This window comes from Dethiosulfovibrio salsuginis (assembly GCF_900177735.1).
GTDB classification, from domain to species: domain Bacteria; phylum Synergistota; class Synergistia; order Synergistales; family Dethiosulfovibrionaceae; genus Dethiosulfovibrio; species Dethiosulfovibrio salsuginis.
Window position 1 is genome coordinate 38355 of record NZ_FXBB01000005.1, and the last position, 19768, is coordinate 58122.

General features: G+C 55.0%; 16 protein-coding genes. All 16 read right to left on the bottom strand.

Annotation, left to right across the window (positions count from 1 at the left end; all coding sequences use genetic code 11):
- Window positions 1-5: 5 nt before the first annotated feature.
- The 16 genes from B9Y55_RS03305 to flgM all read right to left on the bottom strand — a co-directional run bounded on the left by B9Y55_RS03305 (window position 6) and on the right by flgM (window position 19747).
- Entirely contained in the window at window positions 6-557 is a 552-nt protein-coding gene (locus B9Y55_RS03305; RefSeq protein WP_085543937.1) for a GNAT family N-acetyltransferase, read from the bottom strand.
- Window positions 557-1858 carry a DegT/DnrJ/EryC1/StrS family aminotransferase gene (locus B9Y55_RS03310; protein ID WP_085543938.1) on the bottom strand — a complete coding sequence of 434 codons (1302 nt, stop codon included), beginning with the start codon at window positions 1856-1858 and terminating at the stop codon, window positions 557-559. The genes B9Y55_RS03305 and B9Y55_RS03310 overlap by 1 nt, the downstream gene beginning before the upstream one ends.
- Window positions 1855-2556 carry a pseudaminic acid cytidylyltransferase gene (gene pseF, locus B9Y55_RS03315; protein WP_085543939.1) on the bottom strand — a complete coding sequence of 234 codons (702 nt, stop codon included), beginning with the start codon at window positions 2554-2556 and terminating at the stop codon, window positions 1855-1857. Before pseF ends, B9Y55_RS03310 begins: the two co-directional genes overlap by 4 nt.
- A 32-nt stretch (window positions 2557-2588) precedes the next feature.
- Entirely contained in the window at window positions 2589-3614 is a 1026-nt protein-coding gene (locus tag B9Y55_RS03320) for a hypothetical protein (protein WP_085543940.1), read from the bottom strand.
- Window positions 3611-4576, bottom strand: a complete 966-nt coding sequence (locus tag B9Y55_RS03325) for a Gfo/Idh/MocA family protein (protein ID WP_085543941.1) — start codon at window positions 4574-4576, stop codon at window positions 3611-3613. Before B9Y55_RS03325 ends, B9Y55_RS03320 begins: the two co-directional genes overlap by 4 nt.
- Complete coding sequence (locus B9Y55_RS03330) at window positions 4563-5699, bottom strand: N-acetyl sugar amidotransferase (protein WP_085543942.1); 1137 nt, start codon at window positions 5697-5699, stop codon at window positions 4563-4565. The genes B9Y55_RS03325 and B9Y55_RS03330 overlap by 14 nt, the downstream gene beginning before the upstream one ends.
- A gap of 11 nt (window positions 5700-5710) precedes the next feature.
- On the bottom strand, window positions 5711-6700 hold the full coding sequence (gene pseB, locus B9Y55_RS03335; protein ID WP_085543943.1) for a UDP-N-acetylglucosamine 4,6-dehydratase (inverting): 990 nt from the start codon (window positions 6698-6700) through the stop codon (window positions 5711-5713).
- Window positions 6701-6778: 78 nt separating this feature from the next.
- Window positions 6779-7153 (bottom strand): flagellar protein FlaG, encoded by a 375-nt coding sequence (locus B9Y55_RS03340; protein WP_085543944.1) that lies wholly within the window; start codon window positions 7151-7153, stop codon window positions 6779-6781.
- Window positions 7154-7227: 74 nt separating this feature from the next.
- Complete coding sequence (locus B9Y55_RS13435; RefSeq protein WP_085543945.1) at window positions 7228-9954, bottom strand: flagellin N-terminal helical domain-containing protein; 2727 nt, start codon at window positions 9952-9954, stop codon at window positions 7228-7230.
- A gap of 89 nt (window positions 9955-10043) precedes the next feature.
- On the bottom strand, window positions 10044-12554 hold the full coding sequence (locus B9Y55_RS03350) for a 6-hydroxymethylpterin diphosphokinase MptE-like protein (RefSeq protein WP_085543946.1): 2511 nt from the start codon (window positions 12552-12554) through the stop codon (window positions 10044-10046).
- Window positions 12547-12822, bottom strand: coding sequence for a carbon storage regulator CsrA (gene csrA, locus B9Y55_RS03355; RefSeq protein ID WP_085543947.1), 276 nt, complete (start codon window positions 12820-12822; stop codon window positions 12547-12549). Before csrA ends, B9Y55_RS03350 begins: the two co-directional genes overlap by 8 nt.
- 2 nt (window positions 12823-12824) lie before the next feature.
- Window positions 12825-13310 (bottom strand): flagellar assembly protein FliW, encoded by a 486-nt coding sequence (gene fliW, locus B9Y55_RS03360; protein ID WP_085543948.1) that lies wholly within the window; start codon window positions 13308-13310, stop codon window positions 12825-12827.
- Window positions 13311-13323: 13 nt separating this feature from the next.
- Window positions 13324-16431, bottom strand: coding sequence for a flagellar hook-associated protein FlgL (flgL, locus tag B9Y55_RS03365; protein ID WP_085543949.1), 3108 nt, complete (start codon window positions 16429-16431; stop codon window positions 13324-13326).
- Between the two features lie 12 nt (window positions 16432-16443).
- Window positions 16444-19014 carry a flagellar hook-associated protein FlgK gene (flgK, locus tag B9Y55_RS03370; protein ID WP_085544000.1) on the bottom strand — a complete coding sequence of 857 codons (2571 nt, stop codon included), beginning with the start codon at window positions 19012-19014 and terminating at the stop codon, window positions 16444-16446.
- A gap of 9 nt (window positions 19015-19023) precedes the next feature.
- On the bottom strand, window positions 19024-19467 hold the full coding sequence (gene flgN / locus B9Y55_RS03375; protein WP_085543950.1) for a flagellar export chaperone FlgN: 444 nt from the start codon (window positions 19465-19467) through the stop codon (window positions 19024-19026).
- A gap of 1 nt (window position 19468) precedes the next feature.
- Window positions 19469-19747, bottom strand: a complete 279-nt coding sequence (gene flgM / locus B9Y55_RS03380; protein ID WP_085543951.1) for a flagellar biosynthesis anti-sigma factor FlgM — start codon at window positions 19745-19747, stop codon at window positions 19469-19471.
- Window positions 19748-19768: the final 21 nt, after the last annotated feature.

The following is a 19768-nucleotide window of genomic DNA, read 5'->3' on the forward strand; positions in this document are numbered from 1 at the left end:
TCCTCCTATCCTTTGGGATAAAGCCTCAAAAATTCGTCCCTAAGGACACCGTATTCCAGAAGGTCTCTGAACTCGCCGTGTTTCCACAGGGCCTGTCTCCTTCTCCCCTCTTGGACCATGCCCAGGGATGCGGCCAATCCCTGCATTCCCAGATTGTCCTCAGAGGTTCCGCAGTGGATTCTATGAAGACCCAGCTCGGAAAACCCATGGGCACAGAGAAGGACTGCCCCCTCCTTGCCGTACCCCTTGCCCCAGAAGGCCTTATCTCCCATCATCACGGCGAACTCGGCGCTTCTGTCTATCCAGTTTATGGACTGAAGGGACATATTTCCTATATGGACGTCACCCTCCCTCAGCACTACCGCCATGACCAGAGAGGACCGGCTTCCGGTGACCGAATCGACGTAGGCCAGGGCCTCTTTTTTGGATAAAGGCCACCGACCGTGGGAGTTAAACCGACAGACCTCCTGATCGTTGAGCCACTGGGGATAGTTACCTTCGACATCCTCAGGAGCAAGGGCCCTGAGATAGACCCTTTCGCCCTGAAGAAAAACCATCAGAGAAGCTCCTCCCTGTTGTCCCACACCTTCCAGAAGGCCTTTAGAACGTCGTCCAGATCGTCTTTGGTCATAGGGGGACGCATGAGCTCGTGAAGGAACAGCTCCTCTCCGTACATACGCTCGGCGACGGGACAGATCCCTTTGGAGTAATCGACCTCGCCGTCGTACCAGGGAGCCACGAAGGGACAACCGCCGCTTCCGTAGGCCATTTTATTCTGGAACATCGGCTGTAGATAGAGAGGCTTGCAGTAGCCCGAGCTGACCTTCACTCCCTCCCCTTCCCTCAGTTCGGTGAGAGGAAGCTCCGCCTTCACCGCCTCGATAAAGGTATCCCTGTCCACTCCCGCCACAGCCCTGTCGAACTTAAGGGGATGGACGTAGAAAGCGTGGGTGGTGTCGGGACGGATAAAGGTAGGCTTTATGGCGGGGATCTCACTAAGGGCATCGTTCAGGTATAGACAATTCTCCTGCCTTTTTTCAAGAAGGTCTGGAAGTCTGTCCAGTTGGCACCGGGCTACGGAGGCCTCCAGCTCGGTCATACGGTAGTTAAAACCTATCATATTGTTCAGGTAGGTCCTACCGGCCTTCTCCACCACAGCCTCGGCGTGGTTTCTTATCAGCCTGACCCTCATGGCAAGCTCGTCGTCGTCGGTTACGACGAAGCCTCCCTCTCCTGTATGGATGTGTTTGTGGTAGTTGAGGGAAAAACAGCCCATGTGGCCCAAGGTTCCGGCCTTTTTGTCCTTCCAGGTCGCTCCAGGTGCCTGGGCACAGTCCTCTATGACGTAGAGACCGTGTTTTTGGGCTATGTGGTTTATCCTGTCTCTGTCGTAGGGCTGGCCGAATATATCGACCACTATTATGGCCCTGGTCCTGGAGGTTATCCTGGACTCGACGGAATCGGGATCCAGACAGTAATGGTCCTCCTCTATATCGGCGAAGACCGGGACGGCGTTATAGACCAAAGGAGCGGTGGCGGAGGCACTCATGGTATAGGGAGAGACTATTATCTCCTCCCCTGGCTCCACTCCTGTGGCACCGACGGCACAGTAGAGGGCGGAGGTGCAGGAGTTGACTGAAATAGCGTGTTTAACCCCTAAAAAGGCCGCCCACTCCCTCTCCACCGCCTGAACCTCGGGACCGCCGTAAAAATCGTCGTGCCATACCCCCAGAAAACGGGACAGAACCCCTGAATCGATGACCCGACATAGGGCCTCTTTCTCCCTGTCGCCCATGATACGGTAGGCGGGGAATTTCTCGGTCCTGACCGGATTTCCACCTTTTATAGCCAGCTTCATAGCTCCACCTCCCCGGACTCCTGCAAAACCCTGTACATAAGCTCCGCCCTGTGCCAGTCCTCTGGGGTATCTATGTCCTGAACCAGATATCTGGGGAGGACAAATCCCAAGGCGTCGGCCATGTAGACCTTTTTTTCACTTAAGAACTTAGCCGCATCGAGCCAGTAAAACTGTCCTGCGTCGTGATAGCCATCGGGCAGGTCGTTGGACCTGGTAAGCTCGTGCTCCGGCCAAAACATGGAGACAGTGCCGTCTTCGGACATCTTGAGGCCCCTGAATATGGGAAAGGGAAAGGAGGTCACGGAGAAAACCGCCCCTACGTTCCGCTCCACAAGCATCTCCTTGGCCTTGGATATATCAGAAGGCCGTACGAAAGGGGCGGTGGACAATATACAGCAGGCCCTCTCGACGTGGTGGCCCTGTCCCTGAAGCTCCTTTATGCCGTGCTCTATAACAGGGGCCAGAGGGGTGTGGTCGTCGGAAAGCTCCTCGGGCCTGAAGATAACCTCCGCTCCGCAGCTCAAAGCGACCTCCCCAAACTCTTTCGAGTTGGTCGATACCACCACTTTATCGAAACATCCAGCGGCCAGAGCGGCCTTTATGGGATAGGCCATTATGGGCATTCCCAAAAAGGGCTTTATGTTCTTGCCCTTTATCCTCTTGCTTCCGCTTCTAGCCGGTATTAAGGCTATGTCCACAAAAACCCCTCCGATCGAGAAAAAGTAATCTACTAACCCCTCATAGACTGAATTATATCAGAGCAGAGGGAGCTGGCGGACCTGTGTCTCTCCAGCTCGGGCCGGATCGGTCCTCTGCCTTTGGCGGCCTCATCGACCCAAAGCCCCACCGATTTGGGAACGCCCTGTTCAGTGGCGGAGAAAAAGATTCCCTCTGGCCTGGTGATATAGGCCAGATCCTTTCTGACCATGCCAGGCTGAAGGCTGAGGGCTGGAATGCCCATAAGCCAGCACTCGTAGAGCAAAATAGAGGCCATTCCGGCCACGGCGGAGGACGAAAAGGCCAGCTCCCTGCCCTCGCCTGGACGGATCACCTCGCCTAAGAGGCCCCCTCGGTGTTGGTCCCACATGGAGATAAGGGCACATCGGTCCTCTCTTGGATGGGGGGCAACCATCACCTTCACGTCGCCACAGTAGGGCTGAAGGGCTCGGCAGAAAAGGGGAAACACGGTCTTTTCGGTGTACCCCCTGTAGCCTGGCGAGGACCGATCGGTTCCCTGGTCCATCTCCACAGGCTCGGAGGCGAAAACCACCGTCATTCGACCATCGTCGTCCCTGGGGAGAGGGGAAGATGGAACCAGTCCCGCAAAGCCCGGATGGCCTACGACCTTTATAATCCCCTCCGGTATGCCCTCGGAAAGAGCGTCCTCTCTGGCATCGTAGTCCACAACTCCGTAGATATCGGGCAAAAAAAGCCCCTTGCCGTCTATCTCAAGCCTGCGGCGGTAGTTGACCCAGCTTTCCAACATACAGAAAACCGGAACATCCCCCGATCGACAGGCTCTGGCGAGGGCAAGGGGATCTGTGTCCTTCACGCTAGTTCCCATGGCGCAGCCGTCGAAAAGGCCCTTTTTTGCCATATCCACGGCGGTGGAAAGATCCATGTCTCCGTATCCAGTGGTGTGCCAGAACCCCTGGTCCACCGCACAGATCCGATGCCCTCTGGACCTCAGCTCTTCGGCCACAGGCTGAAGGGCTCGGGCGGACCCTACGTCACCGCCTACAAACAAAAAATTCATCTCAACCCCTCCATAACCATCTCCATTATCCTCTGGGTCTTCATAGCGGAGGACAGGGAACTTACGGGCTCTCGTCCATCCTCGAAGGAGGCTATAAGGTCCTCCAGGGACAGGGCCATGCCGTTACAATCGCTGAGGGAGCCGAAGGGGTGGCTAGGGGTGGACCTCATAAGCCAGGAGCTTGGATATGCGTGGTCTTTTTTTACCTCCCTAAGCTCGACCCAGCTCCCTCCGTTTCGTATCTCCAGCTGTGCCTTTTGGAAGGTCAAAGTCCAGTCAAGACAGTGATAGTCTCCCGCCACACCGATAAAGGTGACCGGAACATCACCGCACAGAAGGGAGAAAGAGGGGGTTCCCCGGTCCTGTCCCGCCCAAGAGGATATAAAGGACATATCCCTATCTCCGAGAAGATAGTGGACCGTGTCCAGGCCGTGACAGCCGTTGCGATAGAGTTTTTGACCGTAGTGGACCGTCACCGAAAGGACCTCTCCCCAGAGGGATCTGGCTATAGACTCCCTAATCGAGCTAAAGGGCTGGGCATATCGACGCTGATAGCCGACCATCAAGGTTGTGGCCCCAGACCTCAAAGCCTTTATAAGCTCCTCGCCCTCCTTGACCGAAGCCACAGGGGGCTTTTCCAGCCACACCATCGGGATCTTGGCCTGAATACAGGCCAAGGCGTGGGAGAAATGGTGTTCCGTCGGGGAGCAGATACTGACCAGATCGGGGCTCTCTCCCTCAAGCATAGGGGCCAGGTCGTCGTAAAGGGCCACTTTGGCGAAACCGGCAAAAGACTCCCTCTCGGAGGGAACTGGTGAACAGGCCGCCACAAGCTGGACCTGAGACCGCTGCAAAAGGCAGGACAGGTGGGTCAGAGGGGGCACGCCGATGCCCCCATCGTACCCCCAGGCTATGTTGCCAAGTCCGACTAAAACCGCCCTGTAGGGGTTAGTCTTCGTCAAAGTCGATCCCCACCTGGAACCTGGGAACCCATCGACCTTGCTCCTTGACGAACAGCTTTTTGTTTACGAACCGGTCGGCGACATCCCAGAACTCATCTACGGATATGTCTATATATCTGCAAAAATCTCGAATATAGCTATCTCCGCACTTGCCGTCGTACTCCTTGACGAGCCAAATAGCGTCCTCTCTGGTCAGGCGGCCCTCCCTTATATCGTAGCAGGCCTCGTCGGTGGCGAAGCCAAAGCCAAACTTGAGGTATTTGAGCATCTGGTTGACCATGACCATGTCGGAGTCTAAAGCGGTAAACCTCCTATAACGACCTATATCGTGTAGATCTTCGTAGGCACGCCCCCAAAGTCCTCTTGAAACGGCGAAATCGGCGTTCCCAACTTGAGACCACTCTTTAGCATAGTACTGAAGAAAAATAGCACGAATACCCTTATTTTTCATAGATTCTATATTGGGCACTTGATAGAAGAAGAGATCCTCAGCAACAACATCCTCGCCGACCAGGTCGAGAGCGTTTCCACCTGCCATAGAATCAAGGTTAACCACACTGTAAGCATCGTCGTCACAGCTTTGACCAGTTCCAGCGGTCCCCAAAGTAAGAGCAGCGTTTTCACCCTGGATAATAAGTGGAATATTAAAAAAATCAGCAGCGATATAGGACGAAGCCCAAAGGAAATATTCCGTAGGCTTTACTGGGTTTCCACAACTATAGAAATATCGCTTAAAAAGAGAACGAACGACCTTAGGATTGGGACGAAGATGGATAGCGTCGAAACCAGCGGAGACGAGGTTTTCAAGGTTATGCCTTCCAACATCGGTGATGCCATCGGGAAGGGCGTTCACCAGAAGGGGCCTCAGACCAAGTTTGTCCCTGGCATAAAAGGCCTGAAAGGTGCTGTCCTTGCCGCCGCTGACGCCGACGACACAGTCGTAGGGAGTGGAGCTGGATCTAGACCTAGCCTCATCGGCTATGGCCTTAAGGGCCTCCTCTCTGGAGGACCAGTCAATTAATTTTTTTTGCTCCTCATAGCGACAGGCGTAGCAAACCCCTTCTTCGTCGAAAACAACGCCGGGACGGGTATCGGGCTGAAGGCATTTCTTGCAATATTTCATAACCCCACCTCCTATAGAAGACATATTTTAGATATCGCTTCGGGACTTAAAAACACATCGTTCGTTCCAGAGTTGTACTCAAACCCCAGAGGAACCATGGAGCCCACCTCCCCTAGAGGGTTTTTCAGGTAGTTACAGGATCCATCGAAAGGTATGGAGGGTATTATGACGTAGTGGTCGTCGAACTCCACGGTCCTAAGGGAATCGTCGGCAGGGCACATAACCTCGTGGAGCTTCTCCCCAGGCCTGATGCCTACTATCTTGTGAGGCAAACCGGGGGCTATGGCCTCCGCTATGTCTACCACCTTGGCAGAGGGAATCTTAGGCACGAATACCTCCCCCCTACCCATCCTCTGAAAGGCCTTCACCACGAACTCGACCCCCTGATCCAAAGTGATCCAGAACCTGGTCATACCTTCGTGGGTTATAGGTATCTCGGTGGCCCCATCTTCGACCAGCTTTTTGAAAAAGGGTATGACCGATCCTCTGGAGCCTATGACGTTTCCGTACCTGACCACGGCAAAACGGGTTTTACCGTCGCCTACCAGGTTATTGGCGGCGGTGAACAGCTTGTCGGAGCATAGTTTTGTGGCTCCGTAGAGGTTTACAGGGTTTGCGGCCTTGTCGGTGGAGAGGGCAATCACCCTGTCCACGTCGTTGGCGATACTGGCCCTTATGACGTTATAGGCCCCGTCGACGTTGGTCTTTATACACTCCATAGGGTTATACTCGGCGGCGGGAACCTGTTTTAAGGCGGCGGCGTGGATGACGAAATCCACCCCCTTCATAGCCATGGAGAGCCTCTCTCCATCCCTGACGTCTCCGATAAAGTACCTCATGCAGTGATGGTCGAAGGTCTGGGCCATCTCGTACTGTTTGAACTCGTCCCTGGAGTAGACTATAACCCGTTTTGGGGCCCAGTTCTTGAGGAGACGGCCTATAAAGGCCTTGCCGAAGGAACCGGTTCCACCGGTTATCAGCACTGTTTTACCGTTAAACATAGATACACCTCTATCCTGTATTTTAAAGAAAAAGAGGCCACCGCAGCCAAAGCGGAAGCCTCTTCCTGTTCAGTCTTTTTAAGCCTCCAGGTCGATAAGGGCCCCAAACATATCCTTTACGTGCTGGATGAAGTTAACCACTTCATCGGGTGGGATCTTTCGGACCACGTTGTCGTGGCCCTTGTTGTCCATCTCCATCACAAGCACCTGGTAGACGTCGGCTTCCTTGCGATATTCGAACTTGAGGTTTCTGTCGAAAGCCGAGGCAACCCTCTCCGCCTGCTGTAGAGCCTGGTCCAGCTCTTTAGGATCAAGAGCTTCCTTAACCGCCGGTTCCTGTTTTTGGTACTTTACCTGAGGATAGGCGGCACCGGACCGGATAGACGACTCGCTGGAGGCCACCTTCCCGACTCCGTTATAGGTTGCGGGAACTGGCGCAGATCTCTCGATCATGGCAAACTACCTCCTCTGCGAAGAGGGGAGAGGGCTAGCCCTCTCCCCCTTTTTCGTTCGTCTATGCCGCTATACTACCTGAGGAGCTGAAGGACGTTCTGAGGCAGCTGGTTAGCCTGTCCCAGCATGGAGTTTCCGGCCTGCATGAGGATGTTGAGCTTGGTGAAGTTCATCATCTCTTTGGCCATGTCGACGTCTCTGATACGGCTCTCAGAAGCGGTCAGGTTGGTGCTTGCGGTGGTCAGGTTATTGATGGTGTGCTCCAGTCGGTTCTGGTAGGCACCGAGGTTCGCCCTCTGGTCGGACACCCTGGCTATGGCGCTGTCGAGCACGGTGATGGACCGAGCGGCGTTCTCCCTGTCGGTAACCTGGATGTTGTTGACCCCAAGGGCACGGGCGTTCATGTTACCTATGTTGATTCCCATATCTTCCTTCTCGTTGGCGCCGATCTGGAAGACGGTGGTGTTGTCCGCAAGGTGGACGGTGGTCTCGTAGCTGTCGTCCTTGGCGGACGCAACCCACTTGGCGGTATCCTTGTTCCACTCGACCTTGACGTCGGCCATGGAGTCGAAGGTGACGTCGATGTTCTTGTGGACCACACCGACCAGGTTGTTGCCTGTAACCTTGACGTCCTTGGCTATGACCTTCGCAGGATCGTGGGCGTCGGTTACGGTGACGTTGAAGCTGTTCTCGACGCTCTTTTGGATTACGTTGAGGCTCAGGGCGTTGATGAGCTCCTCGTCTCCTATGAAGGTCAGCTCTCCGTCCTTGCCGTTGATGGCACTGCTGATTACCATGGTTCCGGCAACAGAGTAGGGAGAATCGGGGTTGTCCGCCGCCTCTTCCACGGTGATGTAGTTGGCAAAGGTATCGGACTTGGAGAGACCGTCAAGCTCGCCCTGGCCTAAGGTGTCCCTGATAGCGTCGTTAAGCTTCTCAGCCACGCTGTCAAGAGTATCGTCCTTATAGAGGGTAATGGAGGCTTTTTTGCCGTCTCCCTGGACTATGGTAAGGGTCTGGGGGTCCTCCATCATGAAGTTACCGTTGGAATCCCAGAACTTATCAAGGTCGTATACCTTGGTTCCGCCGTCGGCGATCTCACCTATGCCTTGCTTCTCGATCTTGAAGGAAGCGGCATAGTCTCTACCATCAGGCGAAGTTAAGTTGTTGTAGGCGTTCTCAAGAGCACCGAACTCAAAGGTGACAGTGCTCTTCTTAGCTTCACCGAAGTCTGCACTGGTGGAGACGGTGTTGAGCTGGAAGAAGGAGAAATCCACCGAATTGTTGTTGAGCGCATTATCGTTAAAGGCATACTCCATTACCGTAGAAGGAGAGGAAGCTGCAGTACCCGAGTCAGTACGGTTTATTGTAACGACATCGTCGGTAGCAGCAGCAGAAGACCTAAGGTTTATGACCGTTTTATCGCCAACGGTGAAGGCAGTAAGAGCATCAGACACATCAAACACCGATATAGTATTGGCACCGTAGTCACCACCTAAACTATTGTCGGCACTTACTATTTTGGTGATCGTTCCCTGCCCCTCTGCACTGGTTCCGTCTTTGTTGACCTGAACGTACGTATAGGAGAAGGTTACTGTTTTAGCATCCTCATCAATACTGTCAACCTCGAAAAGTAGAGACATATTTGCACCAACGGAAGCAGTCGCAGCGTTTGCGACAGAAAAAACCGATAATGAAGAAGTATCTACGCCAGCCTTCTCGTAGAATACCTGGGTTACATCACCATTACCGGTTGCAGCAGGGCTGGTTCTAGTCTCTACCCTGTAATCTCCCTCTATGAGGTTGGCGCCGTTCATGGAAATGGCCATGATATTGTCATCGGAGGGCTTGACCGTTGTCATGCCTTGGTTATTCGATGCGCCACCGTTACTCACGATTCCGGTTCCATCCTCTACGCTCCAGCCGATCTCAAAGGTAGCTCCCGCCTCTTTTAAAACTATAGCGAACGTAGCAGCACCAGAATCAGCGGTGATTATCGCATCGTCTCTCAGACCGGGAGTATCGTTAAACTTATCCGCCAAAGCGGTAGCGGTATCAGCATTAGCAACAGTCTGGGTAAAGTTAAGGGTGTAGGTGTTGCCGTTTACCTTTAAGGTTACAGAGTCTCCGTCATCCAAATCTCCGTTAAACTCTCCCTCAAAGTTGGCAAAACCGGTAGTGTGCTCGGTCATGCTCTCCTGAACGGCGTGTTTGACCTTGAAGATATCGGTCTTCTGGATCTGTCCCTTACCGGCAGTAGCGTCTATGGTGAGCTTGTAGTTGCCCTCCATGGCCGACTTCTGGCCGAACTGGTCGATGGTGCGGAGACCGCCACGGACGTTGACCTTGGTGTCGAGGTTGTCGGTGGACCAGAGGACTGCGGCGTCGCCGTTGAGGAGCTTCTTCTTGTTGAACTGGGTCGTGTTGGAGATACGGTCGACTTCCTCGGTGAGCTGATCGACCTCAAGCTGGATAACCTGACGGTCGTTGGCGGTGAGGGTGTCGTTGGCCGCCTGGACGGAGAGCTCTCTCATCCTCTGGAGGATGGAGTGGGTCTCGCTGAGGGCTCCCTCGGCGGTCTGGATCATGTTGATGCCGTCCTGGGCGTTGGCGTTTGCCTGATCCAGGCCACGGACCTGAGAACGCATCTTCTCGCTGATGGCGAGCCCTGCGGCGTCGTCGGCGGCGCTGTTGATGCGAAGACCGGATGACAGCTTGGCTATAGCCTTCTGCATGCCTCTGTTGGTGGAGTTAACCGCGTTGTAGGCGTATAACGCCGGTATGTTGTGATTGACTCTCATGGTTTAAACCTCCTTGTGATTTATATTCCCCTTCCGTGGGGAAAACTTGGACAAACAGGCTGAGGTTATGACCGATCCCGGGAACACGGTCAATCCCCTTCGCCTACCTCTTTTATCGGATCGCCATCTATAGGACTTGAGCTTTTTTCCTGAAGAATTTTTACCAGATATCTCTCTATGACGTCGGCCCTGTCGGTGTCGGAGTTTAGCCTTTCAAGCTCTTTCTCCAGGGCTGAAACCATGGCCTGAAAGTATTTAATGTTATCCGGATCGGTCTGTTTTATCAGCATGTCCTCGGTGTCGACCTTCCGCCTTTCGAGAAGCCTTTCGAGCATGTAGACAATCTCCGGATCCTCAGGGGTGTAGGAGTAGGCGTTTGCAAGGCTCTCCAGAGCTGCCTGGGGATTTCCGATCCAGCACAGATCCCGTCCCATGAGGGATCTTGCCCTGTCTTTAAGCAGAGCTGTGGCAGCATCAAGGCCCATTTGGGATCCCTCAAAGCCCTCTATGGCGGCTTGATAGCTGAAAGAGGCCTCGACGTAACGGCCTTCTTGATGGAGATGGCGACCGATAGCCCAGAGGACCCAAGGGCTCCATTTCGCTGAGACAGGGTCAACCCTGGACAGGAGAAAATCCACCATCACCGACTCAACTATAGTAAGGCCCTCTTCCTGCTCTTTCTTCAATAGAGGCTCAAGCTGGGCCTGGATGGCCTCCTCGTCAGGTGGAAACTGTATGTTTGAGGAATTAAAAAAGTCGGACAGAGTGGAGGAAGCTCTCATATATCTGATCCAGTCGAGAAAAACAGTGGCCGCTATGCCGTGGGCCTGGAAAAACTCTCTGTGGACCTTGAACCAGGTGGACCTTTCGTCTTCGTCGGACAGACTTAGTCTCGATTGGTCCGCTATCAGTATAGCTACGTAGCTCTGTCCAACGTAGCCTAAGAAAGGGTTCTTTTTCGACAAGTCACAAAGTAGATTTGTCATTCTAGACGCCATTTGGTGTGGAAATTCGCCAGTCGCCTCAATAGCTTCCTCCAGATCGTCCATAAGGGTCTTGCCCTCTTCAATAAAGTCCAGAGATTCTTTAAACATGCCTTCTATGGAGTTAAGTTTTTTTTCTACCTCGGCAATGTCTCTATCCTTAGGGGCAAAACCTACGCCGGAATTAACCCTGTCAAAACTGTTATCTACGGAGATATCTATTCCTGCTAGGTATTCCGACAGGGGCCTTATCTCGGTCCCTCTTATCAGTGCCCCTCCCTCGGTGCAGTCCCATACGGAACAGGATATCTTAGGGATCATCTCCTCGAAGGTGTCCACAAAGAGCTTCCATGGGACGATGCTATCGACCATTCCCCCTAGGGCTCCGGGAATACTGATCGGCTGTTCAAGCTCCGCTCCGCTTTTTTCCTCTATCCAGGGAGTTCCTCCTGCGTGGGTGACCTTTCCCGGGCCGAAGGCCAGGTCCTGGCCCACCAGGGCAATTCTGTCAACCCCGAGGAATGAAAGTATCCCCATAGCCATATGGGCCACAGAGGAACCGGAGGGAAGAACAGAACCTCCTAAAGCTCCAGCTATAACCTCTCGGTCCAGGTTTATGCTTTCTTTGCCGACGACACACAGTTTTCCGGGCCATCTTCCGGCTATCTGTGGATAGCATACCGACTGTACCACCAGGACTATATCCTTGAGGCTAGGGTCCTCCCGATCGTACATAGGCCTAAAGTATTTGGTGTAGGTCGGCTCTCCTCTCTCCAGGGCACAGACAAAATGGGGCCTTATGCCCATCTCGGAAAGCTTGTTAAGAAGGGTGTCCGCCGCCACTATGACCAGCTTATCCTCCATGCCCTTTAAAAGGTGGATGTTTTTATCCAGGGAGGGACCGGCGGAAAGGACCACGCCGTGGTAGCCTTTGAAGGCGTTTTTTAGGGGCTCCAGCCTCTCTCTAAACATTATCCAGGGCGCCGCCATAGCCATCTGGCGAACACCTAGAAGGGTATCCTCCGCCGAGTCCCCGAGGGTCTGCATCCTGTAACGTATCCTTTGGACGTAGAACCTGAGAGAAGCGTTAAATGTCTCAGATGCCTGTTCCACCTCTCCAGGGTGGGAGTGAACGTCCAAAACACCACCTACAAAGGTTCCTCTATTGGCATAGGCCTGAGATATTAGTTCATCTATAAGCGTTTGTTCGCTCCCAAGCATGAAGTAGACATTACTAGGGTGTCCCTCAACGAAGAAAGGTATGCTCTCGAGAGCGAACATCATCATCCTCATATTAGGCTCCAGGAGGACTATTGTCTGCCGTTTTTTCGAGTTGTTCAGGATGCCCGTCAGGTAACGAGGGCTACCCAACCCCGCCATTATGAGGACCGGTTTTGTGCCCTCAGGGGTGGCGTCAAGGCACGAGTTCGGCTCGAAGAAGGGCTGTTCGTAGAGGCCGGACCACCAGGTTCCCCTTGGGGTCTCTCTGGCGTTTATGGAGAACCGGTCTTTGGCGTTTTTCATGTAGTCCCTGACCTTCTGGGCGAAGAGGGGCTGTCTTTCGTCCAGGGCCTTGAGGTTGGCCACAAGTATGGGGTTCAGTTTTTCCTCAATCATGGCTGGCCTCCTGTTTTGTCTCGTCTTTTTTGTTTTTTTTCCCCAAGGCGTCGCCTAGGGCCTTTATGGTCATAGAGTCTTTGGTGTAGCCTCCCGCTTTCAGGTTGGCCGCTTTTATGTCGTCCATAACCTCTTTTCTCCACACCGGAACGTCTCTAGGGGCCTTTATGGCGAGTCTGACGCTGTCCCCTTTAACCTCCACCACGGTTATCTCCATCTCCTGGCCTATGAGGAGCGATTCACCGGGCTTTCTACTGAGGACCAGCACCGCTAGGCCTGGCTTTCTCTGCCCTGCATGGCCGCTTTCGCCTCGGCGCTGAGCACCGGGTGCCAGACGGAGTACCTTTCGTCTATGGCGACTATCTGCCTGGCCTCACGGCTGTCTAAGTTGACCACTATAGGGGCAACCATATTGGCTGTCGCCTCCCAGGGGGAGTCTAAAGGTATGGTTATGACCACCAGAACCCCGGTCCTGTCGGGCTTCGACCTATCGAGGCCGATGGCGTCGGCGTCCTCTCCCGGTATGTCCAGGGTGTAGCCCTGATCCACGTAGAAAGGGGAGGATACAGGCAGGGCCAGATTGCCGTCGTCCAGGCTCTGGAGCCATTTTACCGGGTCGTCCTCCTCTCCCAGCAGTATCCAGTTTTTTTTCTCCTCGAAGGCCGGTATGCCCTGGGCGAAGTGAATTGCGTCCTTTTCGTCGTAGGAGACCGAGCCGAAGCGGCTGGTCTCCAGGCTGTGAACTGTGTCGGTCATGGCGTAGGCTCCTTTATCTCAGAAAGTCCACCAGTGTGGGCTGGATTATTTTGGCGACCGTGGCGAGGCCCGCCTGGTATATGGCCTGGGCCATGAGGTATTCCATAGAGCCTTTTGCCAAGTCGGTGTCGCCTATGGTGCTTTTTAGGTCCGAGTAGTTCAGGTTGTTCTCGGTGAGTCGGCTCTGGCTGCCTTCGTAGCGGTTTATGAGAGCTCCCACCTCGGTTCTGGCCTTTAGGACCGTGGTTATCTGGTCGTCTATGTCGGAGAGCATGGAGGATACTCCCTGCACGTCCTGGCTTCTGACGGCGTCTATGAGGTCGTCCATGAAGCCGAAGAAGTCGGTAGCCCTCTGGTCCGCTCCGGTCCGTCTGGTGACGTTCTGTCCCCAGGGGGTGTTAGGGCTCCTGTCGGGGGATGATAGGGTTCCTCCACCGGTCAAAGCGGTGGCGGACGACACCTCGAAGTTCAGGCCCCTCGGGGAGGACATTATTATGTGCTTATCCCCAGAGCTATCGGTGTAGAGCTCCGCCTTTACGTCCTGTCCCTGAAAGCGGGCGTTGATCAGGTCGGGTATTTTCTCAAGCTCCGATAGCTCCAGCGCATCGGTGTTATCGATATCCAGCTGTCTCAGGTCGATGGTGTGCTCATAGCCGTCAACCTTTACGGTCAGCGTGTGGTTAGCGGATATATCCATCGGGTCGAGTGCCCCAAGGTCGTCTATCTTGACCGCAGTGTCGATTCCAAAGGCCTCGGCGGCTCCTGTTGAGCCATCGCTCATGGTGGCTGGCTCAAGGTCGACTATGTTCACCGCCGAGCCGTCCTTTGCGGCGATGGAGAGGCGGACGTCGTTGTTGTTGGGATCGTCGAGGTCCGTGTCTATGTAGGCCACGTCAAGCCAGTCTCCGGCGTATTTTTCAATTTTCTCCGCTAGGTCCTTTGAGGTGTCCCCTGGGGATACGGAGATATTGACCGACCGGCCCAAGCTCTCGAACCGTATGACACCACCGGATCCGGCGGCTACAGCCAGATTCTGGTCCACGGCGTTACCGGCTACGCCGGTGGATATGCCGCTTTGGAGGGCCAGCCCTGCGCTGTAGCCTTTAAGTGCGGGGTCTCCGAAGGGGAGGTCCGCAAACCTCATAGGTTCGCCGCTGGTGGAGAACATGGCGACCTCGGGGTTTCCTGCCGGTCCGGTCAGGTCGACGGTCTTTATTAGGTATTGGCCGTCGGAGCCTTTGCCCACCTGTTTTTGGATCTCTTTGGCCATTTTTGCGGAGTCCACTTTTCCGGTGACGGTGTCGACCACGTCCTCGGCGTACAGCTTTACCGTGTAGTCCCTGTCTCCGACGGAGACCTTCATCCTCGCAGGCATTCTGGGGTCTAAGTCGGTCCCGGTGGGGAAAGTGGCCCCTGACTGGGCGTAGACGGCGGTGGAGAGCCCCATGGACTGAGCCAGGTTGGTGTTTGGGTTTGCAAGGTCCGAATCGGGAGCTATGTCTATTACGTTGACGGGCTGGCCGTCTTTGGTCCTCAGAATCAGCTTTTGCGTTCCCTTTTCCTCGTTGCTGCCGGAGGTATCGGGACCGGCGACCTTGTCTCCCGGGTCGGTCTGGACTATTACGTCGAGCCAGTCTCCAGCTACCGCCCGGATCTCTTTAGCCAGGTCGTCCAGGGACATATCGGGGCCAGCGTTTACCATGACCTCCGCCTTGTGGTCCCCTCCTTCTAAGTACCAGTGGACTTTGTTATCGTCGCTTAGGCCGGTTATCGCGTAATCCGGCGGGAACTCGGTGCTTTTGAGGGTCGTCTCCATTCCCAGCAGGGAGGATAGCCCCGTGTGGCTGTGGTCGGGAGGAAGGGTTACCTCCTCCGCCACTACGGTGGAGGCCCCGAACATGGTCTCAAGGCCGTCGGTGAAGTCGACCTCAAGCTGGGTTCCCGGCTGTTTTGCCACTATGGCCAGTGAGGCGTTGGCGGTTCCTCCGTTTACGACCTTGCCGTAGACTCCCTCAACCTCCGATATGGCCTTGGCCATATCTTCGAGGCTCATTCCCGTTCCGAAGGATATGGTCGTAGATTCTCCGGTTCCAAGGGATATGGTCATGTCCCCTCCGTCGGGGAGGGTATAAGCGCCACCGGTATCGTCTACGTTGGTGGATCCTATGGCCCTGGGCATCTGGATTACGTCGGTCTCCGGCCAGGATGTCAGGGCTATTCTCTCCCCTGTGTGGCTCCTTATCTGGAGTCTCTGGGTCTGGGAGTCCGATCCCTGAACGACCCTGACGGAGACGAGACGGCCTGAGTCTCCCATGTTCATGGAGTTCTCTATGGTCTTTGCGATGTCGTCGAGGCTCATCGGCTTCATCTCTTCTGGGTCACGGTAGCGGTTGTAGTCGGTGTCCGGGCTGTTGGCCACGTAGCCGTTGTCGTTGTCTAACCAGCCGTCCTCGGGGATTCGGACCTTTACCGCCCTGTCGCCGACGGTTAACTGGATTATCTCGTTTCTGCCGGACCACTCGAAATCGGTAGGCAGGTCGACGCTTTCGAGGGTGTACTGGGTGTGGTCTTGGGGAAATACCTGTCTGCCGTTGAAGGAGACGTCGCTGACTATGCCCCGCTCCATCTCGTACTGAACCCTGAACTCGTTGCCCATGTAGGCTACGTCGCCGTTTGCGTCCCTCTGAAAGGGCGGAATCGCGGTGGAGGCGCCTGAGAGCAGGTAGCGCCCCTCTACGCTGTAGTTCGCCGCCTGTCTGATGCCCTCTTGGATCTGGATAAGCTCCTGGGCGACCGCCTCGGCCTCTTCGTCGTCGTAGCTTCCGTTGCCCGATTTGACAGCCAATTCCCTGACACGGGCGATCATGTCGCCTATTTGGTTCATGGCGGTGTCGGTGTTTTTCAGCCAGGTGAGGCCGTCGTCCATGTTCCTTATGTACTGTTCGTTTTCGTATATGGTGGTCCCTAGAGAAAGCTCTCTGGTGACGTCTATAGGAGAGTCGGAGGGACGGTGGTTGAGCTTGCCGGTGGAGAGCTGTTTGTTCAGCTTCATCAGCTTGGACAGGTTGTTGTGCATGTCGTTCATTATGCCGCCGTACATCATAGAGTTTGTGACTCTCATGTTTTTCCCTCCTTACATACCGACTCGGCCCATGCCGTTTATTATCTTGTCCAGCATTTCGTCCAGTGTGGTGACGTAACGAGAGATGGCGTTGAACCCCTGCTGGAACTTCATTATGTCCATCATCTCCTCGTCGATGTTTACCCCCATGACCGACTGTCTCTGTTGCTGAATCTGGTCCACCAGGGCGGTCTGGTTGGACTGCATGGACTGAGCCCTCTGGCTCTGGACTCCCAGCCTGGCGATGAAGTCCTCGTAGTATTCGTTGAAGGTGGAGCTGTCGCCGTCTAAGACCTTTGCCTGTTTCAGCTGGGCCATGTTTATGGCGTTGCCACCGTCTCCCTCGCCTTTGGTCTTTCCCGATCCGTCCCCTGCGGCGGTAGCCAGCATGGCGGGAGCGATCTTCAGCTCTCGGTTTACGGTGAGAGATCCGGCGGCGCCTTTCATCTGCCCTATGGACTCGAAGAAGGCGGTTCCTGTTACGTTAGCGTAGTTTCCGGTGCCGTGTCCTGCGTAGTGGACGGCGTTCATCTCCGACGCAAGGCCGTAGGCTATTTCGTCGAAGTTAGCCATGTGCTCGAGGATTACGTCATCTCGAACCTCAAGCATCGACCTTATCTGGCCGCCTTTTACGTGATGTTCTATCCTTATGGAGCTGTTTCCAGTGGATTTGAGCTGGAACTCGATCCCCTTTGACGCCTCGGTCATCTCCGAAGCCTGGTAGCCGTCGGAGGGGCCTATAGCCCTTGCCTGGCGAAACTCGTTGAAGGAGGATAGAAATTTATCGTTGTTCACCATCAACATGGCGTCGGTGGAGCTGGTTATGACCTCGGTGGAGTATTCGGTGGCCGTTCCCCCCATGAGGCCGAGCCTTCTTGCGGCGTAGGTGTCCCCTTTGTCGGAGCCCATTATGTTTATCCTGTTGGCCTCGCCGATTGAGTTGCTCTCCAAAACCATGTAGTAGTCTCCGCTGCCGTCGGTCTTTATCTCCGCCCTCAGCCACTGGGATGGGTCGGAGGGTGCTCCATCTCCCGCTTTGTAGGAGCTGTTTATCTTGTTAGCGATGGTCCTCAGGCTGTCTCCGTCCTCTATTTCGATGGTCACCTCAGGGGAGTCGTTTTTGAGTCCCACCACGGAGGATAGGAAGTCGCCTTTCATGTCGCTGAACGAGAGAAGGTGATCGTCGCCGGATCGGACCACCAGTCGATCCACGGTGCCGGAGGACTCGACCATGACGTTTAGCCTGCCTCCGACCCCTGTGTCGTTCTGGAGGAAGGATTGAAGGTCGTCGAGGGAGACTTCCTGCCCTACCCCTACTGTAGCGGAGGTGGTGTTCCCACAACGGCTGGACAGCTCCCATTCGGAGGTTCCACTATTCCACTCCAAGGTGACGTACATCTCGTCGGGGTTGCCGGGCATGTCCTTCAGATCCTGGGAGGCGATTCGGAAGACGTGTTCCGTAGGGTCGTCCCCACCGGGAGCCTTTAGCAGAATGGGGCTTCCTGTCTGGTTGTCCAGCTGTTTTCCCGTGGCCCTTACGCCGGAGGTCCCGACCTGAAGCCTGAGGGTTCCCTCTATGTTCATGGCTGAGTCGGGATCGCTGACCGGAAGTCTGCCTATGGCACCGTTTATCTGGGCTCCTCCTACGGACCAGGCGGTCTCGGTTGCAAGTCGTTCTACGGATACCGAGTGAACCGCCTCGGGGGCCTGCTGGTCGATTATTACCGACAGGACGTCCAGGTCGGAGACGTGGTCGAAGGTGTTGTCCTCGACCTGTACGTCGTAGTATCCCTGGTTGCCCGGGACAGGGACCAGCTCCAGGTGTCTGGCTTTATCGCCCTGGACCAAGGTCCTGCCGCCTAGGTATATTTTGTACTCGCCGTCGGTGGTGTCGCAGGGAGAGCCGACCTCGGCGTCTATGAGGGAGCAGAGTTTTTCCGCCATGAGGTCACGACGGTCGTAGAGGTCGTTAGGGTTGCCACCTACTCCCTCTATCTCGCTTATTGTTACGTTTAAGGCGGCTATCTGGTCGATATAGGTGTTGGCCTCTTTGACTTTAAGGGATACCTGGCCGTTTAGGCCGTTTCGGTATTCGTCGTAGTTTCTGGAGAGACTTTCGAGGTAGACCCCAAGGGTGTCCGATTTGGTTATGAGGTTCTGCCTCGCCGAGGTGTCGTCGGGCCTTTTGGATACCTCCTGTAAGGCGGACCAGAAGTCGTCCAGGCCGACCCGGACGCTTTCTCCATGAGGCTCGTTTACGAAGGTCTCTAAGGTGTCCAGAGCCTGGGTCATAACGTCCCAGTAGCCTTTTACGGTGCTTTCCTCCCTGTATTGGAGGTCGAGAAACTGGTCCCTGAGCCTGACTATGGCGTCGATTTTGACCCCCGTCCCTATCTGGCCTGGGAGGGCGGGGCGGTTTAGGCCCGGCTCTGTGAATGGGTCGGTGGTGGAGGCCTCCACCCTCTGTTTTGAGTAGCCTTCGGTGGCGGCGTTTGAGATGTTGTGACCGGCGGTCTCGAAGCCTCTACGGCAGTAGTCCAGAGCCCGTCTTCCCATCTCGAAGCCGAAAAAGCTGTTTATCATGGAGGTCACCTAGCCTTTCAGGTCGAGGCCCGATACCTCCGAGGAGGTGCTTCCGAGCCTTCGCCATTCGTTGATCATCATTTCGTTGAGGGCCTTGCTCTCCTCCACAAGGGTGCCAAGTATCTGTATCTCCGACTGGGCTTTGGTCACAGTCTTTCGGAGGGCTTTACCGGCGGAGAGAAGTTCGTCCCTTTTAGGTCCCGATACGGCCACCAAGCTGTCCAAGGTTGGATCACAGCCCTGTTCGGAGGCTATCTTTGTGACCAAGGCGGAGCGGAGAGAATCCTCCACCGAGGCCTGTCTCTGGGCCCGATCCAGTTCCTGCATCAGGTCGGTCAAAAGTTCGAGGCGCCCCTCTTTGAGCGCCTCTCTCTGCCTCTTTACAACGTCCAGCACCGCCTCTATGGCCTTGGTCTGGGACGAGAGGTGCTGGATCAACTGAGCCTGCCACATATCAGTCCTCAAGGATTCCGGCGGCTATGAGCCGGGCTGCGATGAACCGGTTATCGGGGTTGTAGGTTCCTGACTCTATGCGGTTTTTTATGCCGTCGACTTTGTCCTGTCGGACGTCGGGAATTTTTTTGGCTTCCGCCATAGATCTGGACAGCACCTGGCCGAAGCCGCTAACCTCCAGGCCATCGGCGTTTCTGTCCTGCTCTTTGGGCAGGGGATTGGATTTTTTTACCGCCTTTGATACGGTGTATGTGTAGCTCGGGCCTATTTTGTCTATCATGGAGTATCCCCCCTTGTTTGT